The organism is Streptomyces kaniharaensis (assembly GCF_009569385.1).
Lineage (GTDB): Bacteria > Actinomycetota > Actinomycetes > Streptomycetales > Streptomycetaceae > Kitasatospora > Kitasatospora kaniharaensis.
This window is the reverse complement of sequence record NZ_WBOF01000006.1, coordinates 159,341-175,761: the sequence shown is the minus strand read 5'-3', so window position 1 is coordinate 175,761 and position 16,421 is coordinate 159,341. Positions and strand designations below refer to the sequence as shown.

The window sequence follows — 16,421 nt, the reverse complement described above, 5'->3', positions numbered from 1 at the left end:
GGGAGGAGGCCCGCCATGACGAGCGGTATACGACTCGCCGCAGTGCCGGGCCTCGTACTCGGTGACACCTCGGCTCGCGCTTCGACGCGGGAGCCGCACCTGCCCTGACGGCAGCGCCCGCCACCCAGGGCCGCGCACTCGGCGCATCTACTTCTTCCCTCCTCGTCGAAGTGTTCTTCGTGCTCCTGCACGTTCGACCACGAGGAACACCGGTGTCCGACAAGCACCACCGGGCGCGCGCCCGCCTCGCCCGCGTCCTCGGCATGCGCCTGGCCCCACTCGACAATGACCACCGCCGCCGTCTCCACCGCGCACCCGCCGTCCGCGAGGCCTGCCTGGCCGCCTACGGACCGCTCCTTGACAACAGAATCGTGTGCCCTCGAGATCGCCCACCGCCTCGGCCTCGGCGACCACATCAAGGCGGCCGGCACCGCGCTCTACCCGCCCGGCAGCAACCGAGCCGCCCTGGCCATCTGCAACCCACCGTGGTCCCCGCCCGAACCATCTCTGCCCTCGACCAGGGCGTCTACCACCCGGACAGCCGGATACTCCACGGCTTCCCGACGGCCTGGCCACCCGACTGCTCCCCGGCGGCCAGGGCCGGCTGATCCTGTCCGATCCTCGCCGAGCACCTCGGCCCGCGCGTTCACGACCGCGGCACCGGCCCCCGCCACCTCCACGCCACCGCCCCCGAGCCGGCCGACCCACTCCGCGCCGCCCGCGCCGCCGAGGTCACCTCCCTCTGGCGCCTCACCCCCGCATGACTATCGGCAAGCCCGTACACACCAAGGAACCGGCCCCGCCCGCCGGGCGGCCCCCTGCCGGCGTACCTAGCCTGGAAGGGAGGAGGCGAATCACTATGCTCGGAGACGCACCGCTACTTGCCATGATCCCCGCCGCCGATTTGGCCCGGGCCAAGGCCTTCTACACCGACACCCTCGGCCTGAAGGTCATCGAGGAAACCCCCATGGACCTGGTATTCGAGTGCGGCGGCACCGAATTCGGCATGTACGAGACACCCAGCGGCGGGCAGGCCGCGCACACCCTGGCCAGCTTCAAGGTCCTCGACCTCGACGGCGAGATGCAGGCACTCCGTGCCCGCGGCATCACATTCGAGGAATACGACATGCCGGGTCTGAAGACAGTCAACGGCGTCGCGGAGGCCAACGGCCTGCGCGCAGCCTGGTTCAAGGACAGCGAAGGGAACATCCTCTGCGTGGCCCAACGGGCCGCCAAGTAGCACCCAGCCCGTGCACCGCCCCGGCTGCCCCGCAGCCGGGGCCGCATCGGGAACCGCATCAACCGCGTTCGCTACAGTCGACCCATGAGCGAACAACTCCGCGCCCCCTTCGGCACGTTCCCCGTAGTCCGTGCCGCGCTGGACGCGTGCGGCGAACTCGCCGCTCCGGTGGCGGACGTCCTCAAGAACTGGGAGGCGGCGGGCTCGGTGCTGTGGGTGGACACCGATCCGGAGAAGGCTGACACCTCGGTGTTCTGCGAGGCCTACGACGCGCCGCTGGAGTTCTCGGCTAACTGCGTGGTGGTCGCGGCCAAGCGGGGCGGCGAGGTCACGCTGGCCGCCTGCCTCGTCCTCGCGACCACGCGACTGGACGTGAACCAGGCGGTGCGTAGGCACCTCGGGGCACGCAAGGCCTCGTTCGCTCCCATGGACACCGCCGTCGCCGAGACGGGCATGGAGTACGGCGGTATCACCCCCGTCGGGCTGCCCGACAGCTGGCCGCTGCTGATCGACGAGGCGGTGGCCGCTGCCCCCCATGTGCTCGTCGGAAGCGGGCTGCGTCGGGGGAAGCTGATCCTGCCAGGCTGGGCGCTGGTCCAGCTCCCGGGGGCCGAGGTACTGCCGAACCTGGCCTCCTGAGCAGGGCACACACCGCACGGCTAGATGAATGAGTCCGATGTCCTCAGTGGTCATAGGCGATGAGTGAGCGCTTGATCGCGGCACCAGTGGTCCAGTTGTGCCACATTGCGGCAGCGAGGGCGAGCAGGCGCTGACCGGTACGGGCGAAGACGCCGGCTTCGGTTCGTGCGCCGTGCTGCTCCAGGCTGAGCTGGCCCTTCAGGGTGTCGATGACCGCTTCGATCCACTGGCGGACGCGGGCGAGCCTGCCGAAGCGGGCAGGCTCGCCCTTGCGGTCGGGCCGTACCAGGTGCGCGCCGAGCTCGTCGGTGACGAAGGCCTCGAACGCGGCTCCGGCGAAGCCCTTGTCGCCGAGGATCACCTGCCCCTGGCGCACGAGGTGCCGGTCACGGCCGAGCATGGCCTCCATGACCTCGCGCTCGCCGAGTTTCGGGTTGGCCAGGCACCAGCTGACCGGCATGCCCTCGGCCGTGGTGAGCAGGTAGAGCCGCAAACCCCAGAAGAATCGGGAGTGGCTGGCGCAGTAGCCGTATCCGGCGGTGCCGGCCAGGGCCGAGCGCTTGACCGTCTCGCGGGAGGCCGCGCAGGGCAGCGGTGTGGAGTCGATCAGCCGCAGGTCGTCGTGCCAGGTCGGCACCTGCCGGGCCAGTGCCCCGACGACCTGCGGGATGAGCGAACCGGCCGCGTTCAGGCGCTTGTTGTAGCCGGACTGCCCCGGCAGGTACGGGAACAGGTGCCTCAGCCGACTGCTCGCGAAGCGGTGCCAGTGCCTCGCAGACGGGAAGCCGAGCAGCACCTGCGCCGCCGCCAGGCACAGCAGCTCCGCGTCCGAGAGCCTCGGAGGTCGCCCGATCCGGTGACGCGGGGCCACGTGGTCATCGATGAACACGTACAGTGCCGTCAGAAGGGTGTCCAGGTTCGTCTTCACAAACCAACCAACGGGCACCCTTCGTCATGGTCGCGGCCAGCCCAGCAATCGGACTCATTCATCTAGGCTGCGACGGTACTGCCGGAAACCGGCAGGGCCCCGGGTGGGCTTCACCGGACAGCGGAGGCGGTAGCAGGATGAGGGACCGTGGCGGGACGGCGGTCGAGGAGCACCGCGGGCCGGTGCTCCTCCGCGTGGTGGCGCGCCTTCGGCTGACCACCGTGTACGTGCTGCTGCTGACCGCCACGGCCGGCTGGCTCGCGAGCCAGAGCAGGTCCGAGCGGGCCCGGTTCGTGCGACACAACAGCAGCAACGTCCACCACATGGAAGTCGGCAAGTGGTACACGCTGTTCACCAGCGGACTGGTGGTCGACGGGGTGCCGGCGTGGGCCGGGATCGCGGCGGTCGCCGTGGTGCTCGGACTGGCCGAGTGGCGCTGGGGCGCCGTCCGCGCCGGGGCGGTGTTCGTCTTCGGACACCTGGGCGCCACGCTCCTCACCGAAGGAGCGATGTGGGTGATGCTCAGCACCCGGATCCCCGGAGCCCTGTCGCACGCCCGGGACGTCGGGATCAGCTACGGCCTCGTCGCCACCGGCGCCTGCCTGCTCGCCCTGGGCCCCGTCCCGCTGCGCCGATACGGCCTGCCCGCGCTCACCCTGGCGCTGGCCACCGCATGGGCGGTGGACCAGGAACTGGCCGACGCCGGCCACCTCATCGCCCTGGGCCTCGGCGTGCTCGCCTCCCGATCCCCCTGGCTACGTCAGAGGACCCCGGTAACCGCCTGAGCTCCGGCCGGGCGGCTATCATGCGCGGACGTTCGATTGGCTGTGCGTCCCGCCGGATGACAGCCGCTCACATCTTCGGAGGGGACCGGATGTTCGAGGCGGATAGCACCAGAGAGACGGATCTCCAGACCGACCGACCGCATCCGGCCCGGATCTACGACTACTGGCTCGGCGGCAAGGACAACTTCGGCCCGGACCGGGCAGCGGCCGAGCACGCCATCGCCGCCGCGCCCGACATCCCGGAGGCGGCCCGCGAGAACCGCGCCTTCCTGCGCCGCGCGGTGCGGCTCTGCGTGGAGGCCGGCGTCCGGCAGTTCATCGACATCGGCTCCGGACTGCCCGCGCGCGGCAACGTGCACGAGGTGGCGCAGGAGCTCGCCCCGGACGCGCGCGTGGTCTACATCGACAACGACCCGATCGTGCTCGCCCACGGCCGGGCCCTCCTCGCGGACAACCGCAGCACCACCGTCCTGACCGGCGATCTCCGCGACGTGGACGAGCTGCTGGACCGCGCCGAGCTGCGCTCGCTGATCGACCTGTCGCAGCCGGTCGCCGTCCTCCTGCTCGCGGTCCTGCACTTCGTCGACGACGCGCAGGCCGCCGCCGCGGTCCGCGCGGTCAGCAGCCGGGTCGCGCCCGGCAGCCATCTGCTGCTCTCGCACAGCACCGGCGAGGGCAACCCGCAGCTAGCCGCCGAGGTGGCGAAGACCTGGGAGAACAGCACCTCGCAGATCAACGGGCGGGGCCGCGCCGAGGTCGAGGGCTTCTTCGAGGGCTGGGAACTGCTGGCACCCGGCGTCGACTTCGTCCCGCTCTGGCGCCCGGACGGGCCCACCGCCAACACCACCCGCTGGATGTACGCGGGCGTCGGCCGCAAGCCCTGAGCCTCGGCGCGCGGCCGCCCGACTGGGCGGGCCCGGCGGCCTCGAGCGTATTCTCTTGCAGTACTCTGCAAACCTATGCCAGAGTACCGGTGTCGGAAACCAGTGCCGAAACCGGCCACACGTCGCTAGTCAGGGGCCCGCAAGCTGCGGGTCTAGGGTGCATGCATGTCGAAGGTCTTGAGCAAGCTGCCGGTCGGTGAACGGATCGGTATCGCATTCTCCGGTGGATTGGACACCTCGGTCGCGGTCGCGTGGATGCGCGAGCACGGGGCGGTCCCCTACGCGTACACGGCGGACATCGGCCAGTACGACGAGCCGAACCTCGCCGACGTGCCCGAGCGCGGCCGGTCCTACGGGGCCGAGCAGGCCCGTCTCGTCGACTGCCGGGCGGCGCTGGTCGAGGAGGGCCTGGCCGCACTCGCGTGCGGGGCCTTCCACATCCGCTCGGCCGGGCAGACGTACTTCAACACCACCCCGCTCGGCCGTGCCGTGACGGGCACCCTCCTGGTCCGCGCCATGCAGGAGGACGAGGTCTCCATCTGGGGCGACGGCTCCACCTACAAGGGCAACGACATCGAGCGGTTCTACCGTTACGGTCTGCTCGCCAACCCCAGCCTGCGGATCTACAAGCCGTGGCTGGACCAGGCGTTCGTCACCGAACTCGGCGGCCGCAAGGAGATGTCCGCCTGGCTCGCCGAGCGCGACCTGCCCTACCGCGACTCCGCCGAGAAGGCCTACTCCACCGACGCGAACATCTGGGGCGCCACCCACGAGGCCAAGCGGCTGGAGTACCTGGACGCCTCGATCGAGATCGTCGCGCCGATCATGGGCGTCGCCTTCTGGGACCCGTCGGTCGACATCCGGACCGAGGACGTCACGGTCGAGTTCGAGCACGGCCGTCCGGTCCGGATCAACGGGCAGGAGTTCGGCAACGCCGTCGAGCTGGTGCACGAGGCCAACCGGATCGGCGGACGGCACGGGCTCGGCATGTCGGACCAGATCGAGAACCGCATCATCGAGGCCAAGAGCCGCGGCATCTACGAGGCGCCGGGCATGGCGCTGCTGCACATCGCCTACGAGCGGCTGCTCAACGCGATCCACAACGAGGACACCCTCGCCACCTACCACACCCAGGGCCGCCGGCTCGGCCGGCTGCTGTACGAGGGCCGCTGGTTCGACCCCCAGGCGCTCATGCTGCGCGACAGCCTGCAGAAGTGGGTCGGCCAGGCGGTCACCGGCAGCGTCACGCTGCGGCTGCGGCGCGGCCAGGACTACTCGGTGCTCGACACCCAGGGTCCGAACTTCAGCTACCACCCCGAGAAGCTGTCCATGGAGCGCAGCGTCGACGCCGCGTTCGTCCCGGATGACCGCATCGGCCAGCTGACCATGCGCAACCTGGACATCGCCGACTCGCGCAGCAAGCTGGAGCAGTACGCCACGCACGGGCAGCTCGCGCCCTGGAGCGGCCTGATCGGCGAGCTGGCCCCAGGCGGGGCGGCACCGATCGCCGCGGGCGGAGCGGGCGCGGATGCGGTCGCGGCGGACTCCACCGCCCTCGACAACGCGGCGATCGAGTCCGGCACCGACTGACGGACCACCTGAGCACCGAAGCGACTGCGGGCCGCGGCACGCACCAGTGCCGCGGCCCGCAGTCGTACCGCAACTCACCCGGACGGCCGCTCGGTCGTGCACGGCGGGCCCGGCCGTAGCTGACTGAACGGGACAAGGTGTGCCCAGCGGCGGTCAGGGACGGACCGAGCCGGCGAGAGAGCGGGAGCGGGGATGGGCGAGGCAGTCGGTTCGATGCTGGCGTCGGCGGTGGGTATCGCGATCAGCCCGCTGCCGCTGATCGCCGTGATCCTCATGTTGGCCACCCCCCGTGCCCGGACCAACGGCCCCGCCTTCACCGCCGGCTGGGCCGGCACCCTGGCCACCGTCGTGGCAGCCGTCGTCTTGGCAGGCAGCGGGCTGAGCTCGGGCGGCGGGAAGCCGACCTGGTCGTACTGGCTGAAGCTCGCGCTCGGCGTGCTGTTCGTACTGCTGGCGGGCAAGCAGTGGCACGACCGGCCGCGCGAGGGCCACGTCACTGCGCCGCCGGCCTGGATGCGGACGATCGACCGCTTCACGGCGGCCAGGTCCGCCGGTCTCGCCGCCGTGCTCGTCGTCGCGAACCCGAAGAACCTCGTGCTGGCCGTCGGCGGCGCCGCGTCCATCGCGGCGAGCACCGCAAGCGGGGGAGACAAGGCTGTGGCCGCCGCGCTGATGGTCCTCGTCGGCTCGCTCTGCACGCTGGTGCCGCTCGGGGTGTACCTGCTGGGCGGCGACCGCTCCACCCGCGTCCTCGGCGAGTGGAAGGCGTGGATGGCCGCGCACAACGTCGCGATCATGACCACGGTGCCGGCGGTCCTCGGCGCCGCGTACGTCGGGAACGCCATCACCGGACTCTCATGAGACGCAGCAGCAGCTGAGGGCCGTGGTCCACGCGGGCCGGGCGAAGCCTACCGCGGAGTTCGTGACCGGCCGGACGGCCTGTCAGTACCCCTCGGTAGGGTGCGGCGCGTGAGTGACATCTACGAGCTGATGGTGACGGTCGACCTCCGCGACGAACTGTCGGAGCAGCAAGTCGCCGAACTGCGCTGGCACCTGGGCCTCGGCCCGCAGCCGGAGCGGCTGACCGTCGTGGCGGACTTCCCCGTCGCGGTGGTGGACGACGACGGGCACCCCGCGGTCGAGAACGATCCCCGGCCGCTGTTGGCCGCCGACGGACCGGCCTGGAAGGTGGGCGGCGTACTCGGCGCCGCCCTGGCCGCCCGCACCGACCCGCCACGCCGCGGCTGGTCGGTGACCGCCCGCGCCGAGCTCCACCCCGACGACTCCGAACAGGTGGGCGAGCTCCTGTGCTGGCTCGCCGAGCGCGCCCACGACACCCACCGGCTCGCCGATGGCGCCGTCCGGCTGGGGTACTACCGCTGGCACGAGGACCTGACGCCCTACCCGCTGAAGGTCACCAACGGCCGCCCGAGCCTGCCCCTGGCCTAGAGCCGTCCTCAGACTCCCGCCTGCCCAGCAGACGACCGGAGTTCGAGGACGGGGTCCAGCGCAAATCCGGGCAGGTGCGCACAGGCCTGACGGTTGATGACATACTCCTCTGCGCAATACCCGGCACCACCGTTGCGGTGCCGGGCCGTCATACAGGGGGACCAGAACGTTCATGTCATCGATACGTCGTACCAAGCGCACCGTTCGCGCCGCCCTCGGGGCGTCCGTGGTGGCGCTGACCCTGCTCGCCACGTCGGCCTGCGGGCCGGACAACAGCCCCGGCGATGCGGTGGCCACGGGGGCCACCGGGACCGCAGGGGCCACGGCCGCAGCCACCGGCGGGGCGGCAGGGCTCGGGTTGCCGGCCAACCTCGAGGACCTCAAGAAGTGGAAGGCCTCGGACTGGGAGAAGTGGGCCAAGGACTACGCCGCTCCGGCGGTCGCCAAGGGCTACTGGACGCTCGAGAAGCTCCTCAGCGCCAAGCCCGTCGAGCCGCTGAAGCCGCCGACGCCGGCGCCCACCGGGAAGCCGACCGGCCCCGCCCCGCAGCCGACGACGCAGGCTCCGCAGCCCGCGCAGCCGACCACCCAGCCGCCTGCGGACGGCGGTAACGACGCGCCGCCGAAGACCGTCAACGCGCAGGCCGATCCGCACCCGTACGCCAAGAACCTGGCCGTGTTCGGCAAGATCTTCTTCGACAAGCCCGGCGCCGAGACCCTCGACCCCGGCAAGCTCGGCCAGCACTACGTGTGCTCGGGCACCGTCGTGGCCGACCCGGCGCACCCCGGCAAGAGCAACCTGGTGTGGACCGCCGGGCACTGCGCCCACCAGGGCAAGGGCTCCACGTTCAACAGCAACATCGTCTTCATCCCCGACTTCAACGCCGGCGGTGACGTGAGCAACGGCAAGCGGCCGACCGACGTCTCGCAGTACGCGCCGTTCGGGGCGTGGGACGCGGCCAACTACGTCACCTCCCCGGTCTGGAAGACCGAGGGCGGCGAGGTCGGCCCGGCCGCGCAGTACGACTTCGCGATCCTGCGGGTCAAGCCGGAGAACGACACCGGCAAGTCGCTGGAGGAGACGGTCGGCGGCGCGCTGCCGGTCTGGTTCAACGCCCCGCGTGACCAGCTGAACATCACCAACTACGGCTACCCGGCCGCTCCCCCGTTCGACGGCCGGGAGCTGAACCACTGCCAGGGCGGCAAGCCCTCCCGGATGTCCTTCGACCCCGCGCGCCCGCCGATGCTGGCGATCGGCTGCTCGATGACGGGCGGTTCGAGCGGCGGCGGCTGGCTGTCGGCCAAGGACGGCAAGCCGGCCCTGGTCAGCAACGTCTCCGTCGGCAATGACGGCGACGACAAGTACCAGGCCGGACCGTACCTCGACGACGTCGCGGCGGGCCTGTTCGACTTCATCTCCAAGAAGGGCTAGCAGCAAGAAGAGCTAGCGACGGCGACGGCCCCCGCCCGCACACCACGTGCGAGCGGGGGCCGTCCCCTATCCGGCCAGCAGCACGCCCAGCGCCGCCGCCGTGTCCGGATACCGCCCGAGCAGCGCGGCGCCCGTCGGCCCGGGGTCGGCAGGCTGCCAGCCGCCTTCACAGCCCAGCAGCTCCGCGAGCGCATCGGTCGTCGCCGGATGCTCCGCGAGCAGCGCGACACCCCGTGCGGCGCGCACCGGCCTGACGGCCTCCGGGCCGGGCTGCGCCCGCCACGGCGGCACCCAGGCGTCCAGCGCCGCGAGCCGGCCGGGGACGATCCGCCCGGCCTCCCGGATCAACAGCGGGGCGAGTTCGGCGCCGCCGGAGCGCAGTGTGCTGATCAGCGTCGGCAGCCAGGGCAGCAGCACCGGGTCGGGCAGCCGGGCGAAGGCCGTCGACACCGCCTCCACGACGAAGTCGGTGAGGCCCGGGACCGGTTCCAGCGCCTGCACGAACCCGCTGAGGTAGCGGGGGTAGGCCGGCAGCACCAACGGGTTGCCGAGCAACTCCGCGCAGCGGTCCCGCAGTTCCTCCCGCGACAGCCGGCCGAGCTGCACCTGCGCCGCCCACAGCAGCGCCGTCTTCGACGGCTCATCCGGGTGCGACTGGGCGACCGCGAGCTCCAGCTGAGTCCGGTCGCAGCCGAGCGACAGCGCGAGGCTCTCCATGCTGAACAGGAAGCCCAGCATCGCGGCCACCTGGCGGACCGTCGCGTCCTCGTCTGCGAACGAGGTCGGCAGCAGGGTGCAGTAGTGCGCGTACCCGGTCCGGACGAAGGACTCGATCCAGGCCGGGAGCGCCGGTTCGCTGGTCCGGTAGTAGGCGAGCAACCGCCGTACCCGGCGGAGCACCTCGGGCGCGCCGTCGACGCTGCGCTCGCTCGCGAGGACCTCCAGGGCGCGGGTGCCCAGTTCCTCGGCGAGCCGGCCGCCGCGCAGGTGGAGCGTCGCGTCCTCGACCGCCTCCAGCACGGTGGCCACCGTCGCCTGCGGGCTGTAGGCCGCGCGCCGGAGCCGCTGTTCCAGCACCTGCTCGATGCTGACGCCCTCGTAGCCGAGCTCGATGAGCGCCCGCTGGTGGGTACCGAGAGCGAGATCCCAGGACTCCTGGATCGAACGCTCGCCGAGCTTCCGTTCCCCCATGATCGGGCGGGCGGCGCCCTGCGGCAGCAGGTAGCGCAGGATCCACAACACGTCGGAGCAGCGGCCGAGTTCGGGCTGGGCGGCGATGTCGAGCAGGGCCCGGCGGACTCCGCGCTGTTCGAGGTTCAGCCCGAGCGGCGCGAGCCGGTCGTGGACGTCCCGGGCGAGCGGCGGGAGCGCGTCGTAGCCGACCTGGCCGATCCGGTCGCCGCCCATCATGATCTCGACCAGGCGGCGGACGTCGCGCCGGCCCGGCACGGTGTCCTTCTCGATGCAGGTGACGGCCGCGTCCTGGAAGTCGTACGGCGTGGGGCGGGCGCGGTCGCGCATCCCGGCCAGCAGGATCGACGTCTCGAACACGGCGATCGCGTCAGCGGTGGAGGCGAGGTAGCCGTTGCGGCGGGCGGCGCGCACGATGTCCACCGACCAGCCGAGCAGTTCGGCCTCGTCGAGACGGTCGAGGACCGGCGGTCGTTGCAGGAAGCCGGACAGCTGGTCCGACGGTTCCACGGCGGGCGCGGGCAGGGCTGCGGCCGCCTTCTTTTTGACGTTCTTCTTGGTGCTCTTCCGGGTGCCCGTCTGCCCCTCCAGGCGGTACGGCGTGACGCCGGTGCGCTCGAGGTTCTTCGCCCAGACGGTGGCGGCGATCGACACCGAGCCGCCGGCGAGGCCGAACTGCGCCTCGATCGCCGCGTGGCTGGACGGGATCAGGCCGTGCCGCCACGTGGTGGCGGTGCGCGGGCTGATCTCGAAGGTGTCGCTGCCGTCGAAGCCGAACTCCTCGACGCGGCTGGCCGCGTGGAAGGCGCCGCAGACGTAGAGGCAGTCCGCCGGGTCGGTGCCGGTGGCGGCGAGGTGCTCGCGCATCCTGGTCCACATGTAGCGCTCGCGGTCCTCGTCCACCCGCACGCGCCGCCGGTCCCCGGGGGCCAGCCGCCGGAACAGGCTGCCGATCAGCAGCATGACCTGGCGGTAGGTCTCGTGGTCGGCGTCGCCGAGCGGCAGTTCGACGTACTGGTGCCACCACTCCGACCAGTGCCGCACCCGGCCGTGGCGCAGCAGGTGCTCCTCCAGCTCCGCGAAGCGAGGACGCAGTTCACCGATCTCGATGCCGACGGCGGCGCCGTGCATCGCGGCGTCCTCGTCGGTCGAGGGCGCTTCGGGTTCGCGCGGCTCCCACTGGAAGACGTGGTCGGAGGAGCGGTCGACGAGGACCAGTTCGACGCCCGGGGTGTCCAGGGCGTACGCGATGGCCTGGTACTCGGCGGAGGCCTCGGTGATCGGGGCGACCACCGAGAGCGGCGACCAGTCGGCCGGGAAGCCGTCCACCTCGGTGGCGAAGGACTGGACCGCCACCGGGAGGCGGCAGTTGCGCAGCTCGGACAGCAGCGGAGCCATGTCCTCGCACAGCTCCAGGTAGACGACCTTGGGCTGCTTCTCGCGCAGGCGCCGTGCCATCGCGGTGGCCGAGGCCGGCGAGTGGTGGCAGACCGGGAAGATCTCCAGCGGTTCGCGCACCGCGCGGTCGACGTCGTCGACGATGCCGAGCAGGATGCCCTCCAGGGCGTCCGGGCCGTCGGCGAACGCGGCTGCGGCTTCCTGGAGTTGGGTGCGCAGCGGGTCGAAGACCCCCTTCGCTGCGGCGGTCACGACAGGGTGGCGATCGCGTCGCGGCCGCCCTCCAGGAACTCCGGCCAGTCGCCGCCCTCGTCCTTGCTGCGCGGCTCGACCACACCGTGCAGGTACTTGTTGAGGATGGCGAGGTCCTCGGGCTCGCGCCGGGTGAGCGAGCCGACCAGGGAGGAGGCGAGGGTGCGGGCGGTGAGGGCGCGCTGGCCGAAGAAGTTGCTGTGCAGGACTGCGTCCTCCAGGACGCCGATCTGCTCGGCGGTGGAGAGCGCGGACTCCAGCTTCTCGTCGTCGCTGGCGGCCGCGGCCGCGGAGGCGCGCAGGTCGGCGAAGGACTGCAGCAGGACGTCGAGCAGGTTCGGCGGCACGTCCAGTTCGATCTGGTGGCGGCGCAGCAGTTCCTCGGTGCGGAAGCGGACGATCTCCGCCTCGCTGCGCTTGTTGGTGACGACCGGGATGCGGACGAAGTTGAAGCGCCGCTTGAGGGCGGAGGAGAGGTCGTTGACGCCCCGGTCGCGGCTGTTGGCGGTGGCGATGACGGAGAACCCGGGCTTGGCGAAGACGATGTTGTCGCTGTCCAGCTCCGGTACGGAGATGTACTTCTCGGACAGGATGGAGATCAGCGCGTCCTGCACGTCGCTGGTGGAGCGGGTCAGCTCCTCGAAGCGGCCGATGACACCGCCCTCCATCGCGGTCATGATCGGCGAGGGGATCATCGACTCCCGGGACTGGCCCTTGGCGATGACCATGGACACGTTCCACGAGTACTTGATGTGGTCCTCGGTGGTGCCGGCGGTGCCCTGCACGACGAGCGTGGAGTTGCGGCAGATCGCGGCGGCCAGCAGCTCGGCCAGCCAGGACTTGCCGGTGCCCGGGTCGCCGATGAGCAGCAGGCCGCGGTCGGAGGCGAGGGTGACGATGGAGCGCTCGACGAAGCTCTGGTCGCCGAACCACTTCTGGGATATCTCGCGGTCGAGGCCGTCGGCGCGCTCGGAGCCGAGGATGAACAGGCGGACCATCTTCGGGGAGAGCCGCCACGAGAAGGGCTTGGGGCCGTCGTCGATCGACTCCAGCCAGTCCAGCTCCTCGGCGTACTTGATCTCGGCGGGGGCGCGCAGCAGGTCGGACATGTCGGTAGGGCCTTTCTGACTACTGGGTGAGGAAGGTCTTGAGCTCGTGGACGAGCTTGCGGATGTGGCCGGAGATCACCGGGGTGCCGAGGTCCTTGAACCGCTCGCGGAACCACGGGTTGACGCTGGCGCGCCCGGCGCTGGTCACCGATCCGACGGGGATGAACCTGGCGCCCGAGCGGTGGATCGCGGTCATGCTCGCGAGCAGTTCCTCGGTGCGCCATTCGTAGAAGTCGGAGATCCAGACCACGACGGTGTTGCGCGGTTCGGCGATCTTCGGCTGGGCGAGTGCCATGGCCACGGTGCCGTCGGTGCCGCCGCCGAGGTTGGTGCGCAGCAGGGTCTCGAAGGGGTCGTGCACCCAGGGGGTGAGGTCGATCGCCTGGGTGTCGTAGGCGATGAGGTGGACGTCCACCTTGGGCAGTCCGGCGAAGATCGAGGCCAGGATGGTGCAGTTGACCATCGAGTCGACCATCGAGCCGGACTGGTCGACGACCACGATCAGCCGCTGGGGTGTGGTCTTGCGGACGGTGTGCCGGTAGTAGAGGCGGTCGACGTACAGCCGCTCCTCCTCCGGGCTCCAGTTGGTGAGGTTCTTCCAGATCGTGCGGTCGAGGTCGAGGTTGCGGAACACCCGCTTGGGCGGGACGGAGCGGTCCAGGCTGCCGACGCTGGCCTTCTCCACCTGGGTGCGCAGCACCTCGGCGACCTCGTCGACGAAGCGGCGGATCAGCGCCTTGGCGTTGGCGAGGGCGACGCCGGACAGGTTGTTCTTGTCCCGCAGCAGTTGCTCGATGAGCGACATGCTCGGGGTGAGCTGGGCGGCGAGCTTCGGGTCGGCGAGCACCTCGCGCAGGCGCATGCGGCGGACCAGGTCGGCCTCGATGCCGGCGAGGTCGGGCCCGATCTGCGGGATGAGGGTGCCGAGGTCGGGGGTCGTCCGGCGGCCGCCGGTGCCGAGTCCGGGGAGGGGGCCGGGGCCCGGCCGGCCGCCGCGCAGCCCGCCGGGCTCGCAACCGAGGGCGCGTTCCAGCCAGCCGGCGTCGGACTGCCAGCGGGAGAGCTGCCCGGCGGTGACGGTGCCGGAGCCGGTGGCGAAGACGTTGAGCAGCACCTTCGACACCAGCGCCGCGCGTCGCACCTCGAGCGCGCGATCGCGCTCGCCGTCCTCCTCGTCGGGGTCGGGTGCCATCAGCCCGTCGAACTCGGCGGCCAGCCTCGGGTGGCGCTGGACGATCGAGTCGACGGAGGCGGCCGGGTCGAGCAGGGCGGGCGGCAGGCCGATGTCCTCGACGACGGCCAGGCTCGCCGATTCGAGCGCGGCCTGCTCCTCGCTGTCGAAGAGCCGGGCGAGCAGGCGCCAGTAGAGGGCCTGGCGGCGGTTCTCGTCGGCGTCCACCGCGGTGGTCTGCTGGTCGGTCATTTCCGCAGCAGCCTTCCCGCGCGCTCGCGCAGCATCGCGACGGCCTCGGTGGCGGCCTTCTCGGCCTTGGCGCCGTTCTTGTCGGCGGTGCCGCCCGCCCAGGCCCCGGCGTGCACGGCGACGGTCTTGCGCTTCACGGTGGTCTCGACGGCCAGCGGCTGGACGGTGAACTGCCCGGCGTCCCAGCGCAGCAGGCCGATGCAGGCACTGGACGCGGCGACGGCCTCGGGGCCGAGCGGCCCGGCGGCCGGTATGCGGTCGGTGTCGACGGTGACCGGCTGCCCGGTGACGGTGAAGGTCACCGCATCGGCGTCCTGGTGGACGGTGTAGCCCTCCAGCAACACCGGGACGGTGATGCGCGCCGGGTGCCGGTCCAGCGGGGCGGTCGTGGCCGCGACGGCGGTGGGCAGGGCGATCCGGGCGGTGGCGAAGGCGTCCGCGGGCTCGCCGGGGCGGGCGTGCGCGTCGTTCCAGAGCAGGTCACCCTCGGCGGTGACGGGCATGTCGGTGAGGTCCATCGCGCGTCCCTCGCCGGCCGCGGCCAGCAGGGACAGGTGCGGGCGCAGCAGTTGCCAGACGCCGGCGCCGACGACGGTGTCCGGCTTGGGCACCGCGACGCTCGCCCGGACCAGGCGCGGCGCGCTGCCGTCGGCCGGTTCGAACACCGCGTGCACCTGGGCCTGCGCGGCTGTCGCATGCTCGTGCAGGTCGACGCCGAGGGGCAGCAGGCGCCCGGTGACGGTGTCCGTCGCGGGGGCGCCGAGGGCGCCGGGCTCGGTCAGCAGCAGCGCACGGGACCACAGGTCGGCCCAGCGGCGCAGCGGGATCCGGTCCAGGGCGGTGCCCGGGCAGGAGGCGGCGAGTTCGGCGGCGAAGCCGTCGAGGAGGGTGGCCGGGCGGCGCAGCACCGGGTCGGGGAGCATCGCGGAGACGATCGGGGCCGCACCGGCGACGAGCTCGTGGTCGAGGCCCTGCCAGCCGGCGCGGGCGAGGTCGGCGAGCCAGGAGCGGGCGGCGGCGAGCAGGTTGACGGCCTGTGGGCCGTCGGCGGCGGGCACGGCGCTGTCGGCGGGGCGGGGCCGGCCGGTCGCGTCGTCGATCCGGTCGGCGAGCGCGTCGTGGACGGCGCCGAGCAGGGCGGTGCGGGAGGCGGCGAGGACGAGGAAGTCGTCCTCGCCAGCGGTGCCGGCCGCAGCCCGGTCGGCCGCCTCGGCGGTGCGGGCGGCCAGCGGGGAGGCGACGACGGCGTCGGCGAGCGCGGCGAGGCCCGCGCCCTGGGCGGGCGAGGGGCGCAGCAGTCCGGCGGCCAGGGTCCGGTCGAAGGCGGTGACGGCCGTGAGGGCCTCGTCGAGGCCGGGGACGGGTTCGAGGAGGAGGTCGGCGCGCATCAGGCGGCCGCCGTCCGGGTCGGCGGGAACCACTGCAGCTCGGGCAACGGCGCGGTGGCGGCGGCGAGTTCGAGGTAGGCGAGGTGTCGCAGGAAGCGGCTGAAGACGGGCGCGGCGGCCGTGGCGTCGGCCTTGGCCGGGCGCGTGGCGGTCATCGCGGACGTGAGGGCCTGCGCGGTCGGCTCGCCGTCCGGCGTCTCGACCCGCAGGTAGCGGGCGACCCGCTCGGCGCCGTACTGAAGCGAAGCCTCGTCGACCAGGGCCACGAGGTGCTTGCAGAACGAGCCGCGCGCGCCGCCGCAGGGCCGGTTGTTGTTGGTGCTGCAGGCGAACGCGTAGTCGCCCGCGGCGATCGACGAGACGTAGACCCGCTCGATGTCCGAGCCGCTGGAGACCACGCCCTGCAGCCGGCCGTCGGCCAGTTCGACGAACGGGACCTTGGCGAGCTTGCGCGGCCGGGCGGGCGGGAGGATGCGCGCCGTGCTCGACGCCTCCCACGCCTCTCGGTAATCCGTCTCCGACACCACACCAGCTCCTTCGCAGCAGACGACATCACGGGACAAACCCCGCGCCGGACCGGCCGGGGATGTCCATGAACCTACGCGCGATCACTGACAATCCCGCGGCCGTCCGGTGAGGCGTAGTCACCGGATCCGCATCTGCCTCTCGCCCGAGCCGTCCGAGCCCGCCAGCACCCCTGGCTCTCCGCAGCG

Annotated in this window: 14 protein-coding genes; 8 read left to right on the top strand and 6 right to left on the bottom strand. The window is 71.9% G+C overall.

Features of this window, described 5'->3' with window-relative positions; translation table 11 throughout:
* The first annotated feature begins 859 nt into the window (after positions 1–859).
* Together F7Q99_RS37925 and F7Q99_RS37920 are read left to right on the top strand one after the other, a co-directional pair.
* On the top strand, positions 860–1,240 hold the full coding sequence (locus tag F7Q99_RS37925) for a VOC family protein (RefSeq protein ID WP_153471347.1): 381 nt from the start codon (positions 860–862) through the stop codon (positions 1,238–1,240).
* A gap of 84 nt (positions 1,241–1,324) precedes the next feature.
* Entirely contained in the window at positions 1,325–1,879 is a 555-nt protein-coding gene (locus F7Q99_RS37920; RefSeq protein WP_153471344.1) for a YbaK/EbsC family protein, read from the top strand.
* A 43-nt stretch (positions 1,880–1,922) separates the two neighbouring features.
* Here F7Q99_RS37920 and F7Q99_RS37915 read toward each other — a convergent pair whose 3' ends face one another.
* Positions 1,923–2,807 (bottom strand): IS982 family transposase, encoded by an 885-nt coding sequence (locus tag F7Q99_RS37915; RefSeq protein ID WP_326847559.1) that lies wholly within the window; start codon positions 2,805–2,807, stop codon positions 1,923–1,925.
* Between the two features lie 137 nt (positions 2,808–2,944).
* Between F7Q99_RS37915 and F7Q99_RS37910 the strand changes: the two genes are divergently transcribed.
* The 6 genes from F7Q99_RS37910 (at position 2,945) to F7Q99_RS37885 (ending at position 8,947) form a co-directional block, all read left to right on the top strand.
* Positions 2,945–3,592: a rhomboid-like protein gene (locus tag F7Q99_RS37910; protein ID WP_230211306.1), complete on the top strand. Its 648-nt coding sequence runs from the start codon at positions 2,945–2,947 to the stop codon at positions 3,590–3,592.
* An 89-nt stretch (positions 3,593–3,681) separates the two neighbouring features.
* The gene (locus F7Q99_RS37905) at positions 3,682–4,476 is read left to right on the top strand and encodes an SAM-dependent methyltransferase (RefSeq protein ID WP_153471341.1); all 795 of its coding nucleotides are present in this window, start codon (positions 3,682–3,684) and stop codon (positions 4,474–4,476) included.
* A 165-nt stretch (positions 4,477–4,641) separates the two neighbouring features.
* On the top strand, positions 4,642–6,066 hold the full coding sequence (gene argG, locus F7Q99_RS37900; protein ID WP_153471338.1) for an argininosuccinate synthase: 1,425 nt from the start codon (positions 4,642–4,644) through the stop codon (positions 6,064–6,066).
* Between the two features lie 192 nt (positions 6,067–6,258).
* A complete protein-coding gene (locus tag F7Q99_RS37895) occupies positions 6,259–6,927 on the top strand; it encodes a GAP family protein (RefSeq protein ID WP_153471335.1) in 669 nt (222 codons plus the stop codon).
* Between the two features lie 108 nt (positions 6,928–7,035).
* The gene (locus F7Q99_RS37890) at positions 7,036–7,515 is read left to right on the top strand and encodes a hypothetical protein (RefSeq protein WP_326847558.1); all 480 of its coding nucleotides are present in this window, start codon (positions 7,036–7,038) and stop codon (positions 7,513–7,515) included.
* 172 nt (positions 7,516–7,687) lie between these two features.
* Positions 7,688–8,947 carry a trypsin-like serine peptidase gene (locus F7Q99_RS37885; protein WP_153471332.1) on the top strand — a complete coding sequence of 420 codons (1,260 nt, stop codon included), beginning with the start codon at positions 7,688–7,690 and terminating at the stop codon, positions 8,945–8,947.
* 66 nt (positions 8,948–9,013) lie between these two features.
* Here F7Q99_RS37885 and F7Q99_RS37880 read toward each other — a convergent pair whose 3' ends face one another.
* From F7Q99_RS37880 to F7Q99_RS37860, 5 genes are read right to left on the bottom strand one after another with little or no spacing between them, the layout of a single operon-like run.
* Complete coding sequence (locus F7Q99_RS37880; RefSeq protein WP_326847557.1) at positions 9,014–11,788, bottom strand: hypothetical protein; 2,775 nt, start codon at positions 11,786–11,788, stop codon at positions 9,014–9,016.
* A complete protein-coding gene (locus tag F7Q99_RS37875) occupies positions 11,785–12,897 on the bottom strand; it encodes an ATP-binding protein (protein ID WP_153471329.1) in 1,113 nt (370 codons plus the stop codon). Before F7Q99_RS37875 ends, F7Q99_RS37880 begins: the two co-directional genes overlap by 4 nt.
* Positions 12,898–12,916: 19 nt before the next feature.
* Positions 12,917–14,320 carry a VWA domain-containing protein gene (locus tag F7Q99_RS37870; protein WP_153471326.1) on the bottom strand — a complete coding sequence of 468 codons (1,404 nt, stop codon included), beginning with the start codon at positions 14,318–14,320 and terminating at the stop codon, positions 12,917–12,919.
* On the bottom strand, positions 14,317–15,708 hold the full coding sequence (locus tag F7Q99_RS37865; RefSeq protein WP_153471511.1) for a hypothetical protein: 1,392 nt from the start codon (positions 15,706–15,708) through the stop codon (positions 14,317–14,319). The genes F7Q99_RS37870 and F7Q99_RS37865 overlap by 4 nt, the downstream gene beginning before the upstream one ends.
* Positions 15,708–16,232: a hypothetical protein gene (locus F7Q99_RS37860; RefSeq protein ID WP_326847556.1), complete on the bottom strand. Its 525-nt coding sequence runs from the start codon at positions 16,230–16,232 to the stop codon at positions 15,708–15,710. Before F7Q99_RS37860 ends, F7Q99_RS37865 begins: the two co-directional genes overlap by 1 nt.
* Between the last annotated feature and the right edge of the window lie 189 nt (positions 16,233–16,421).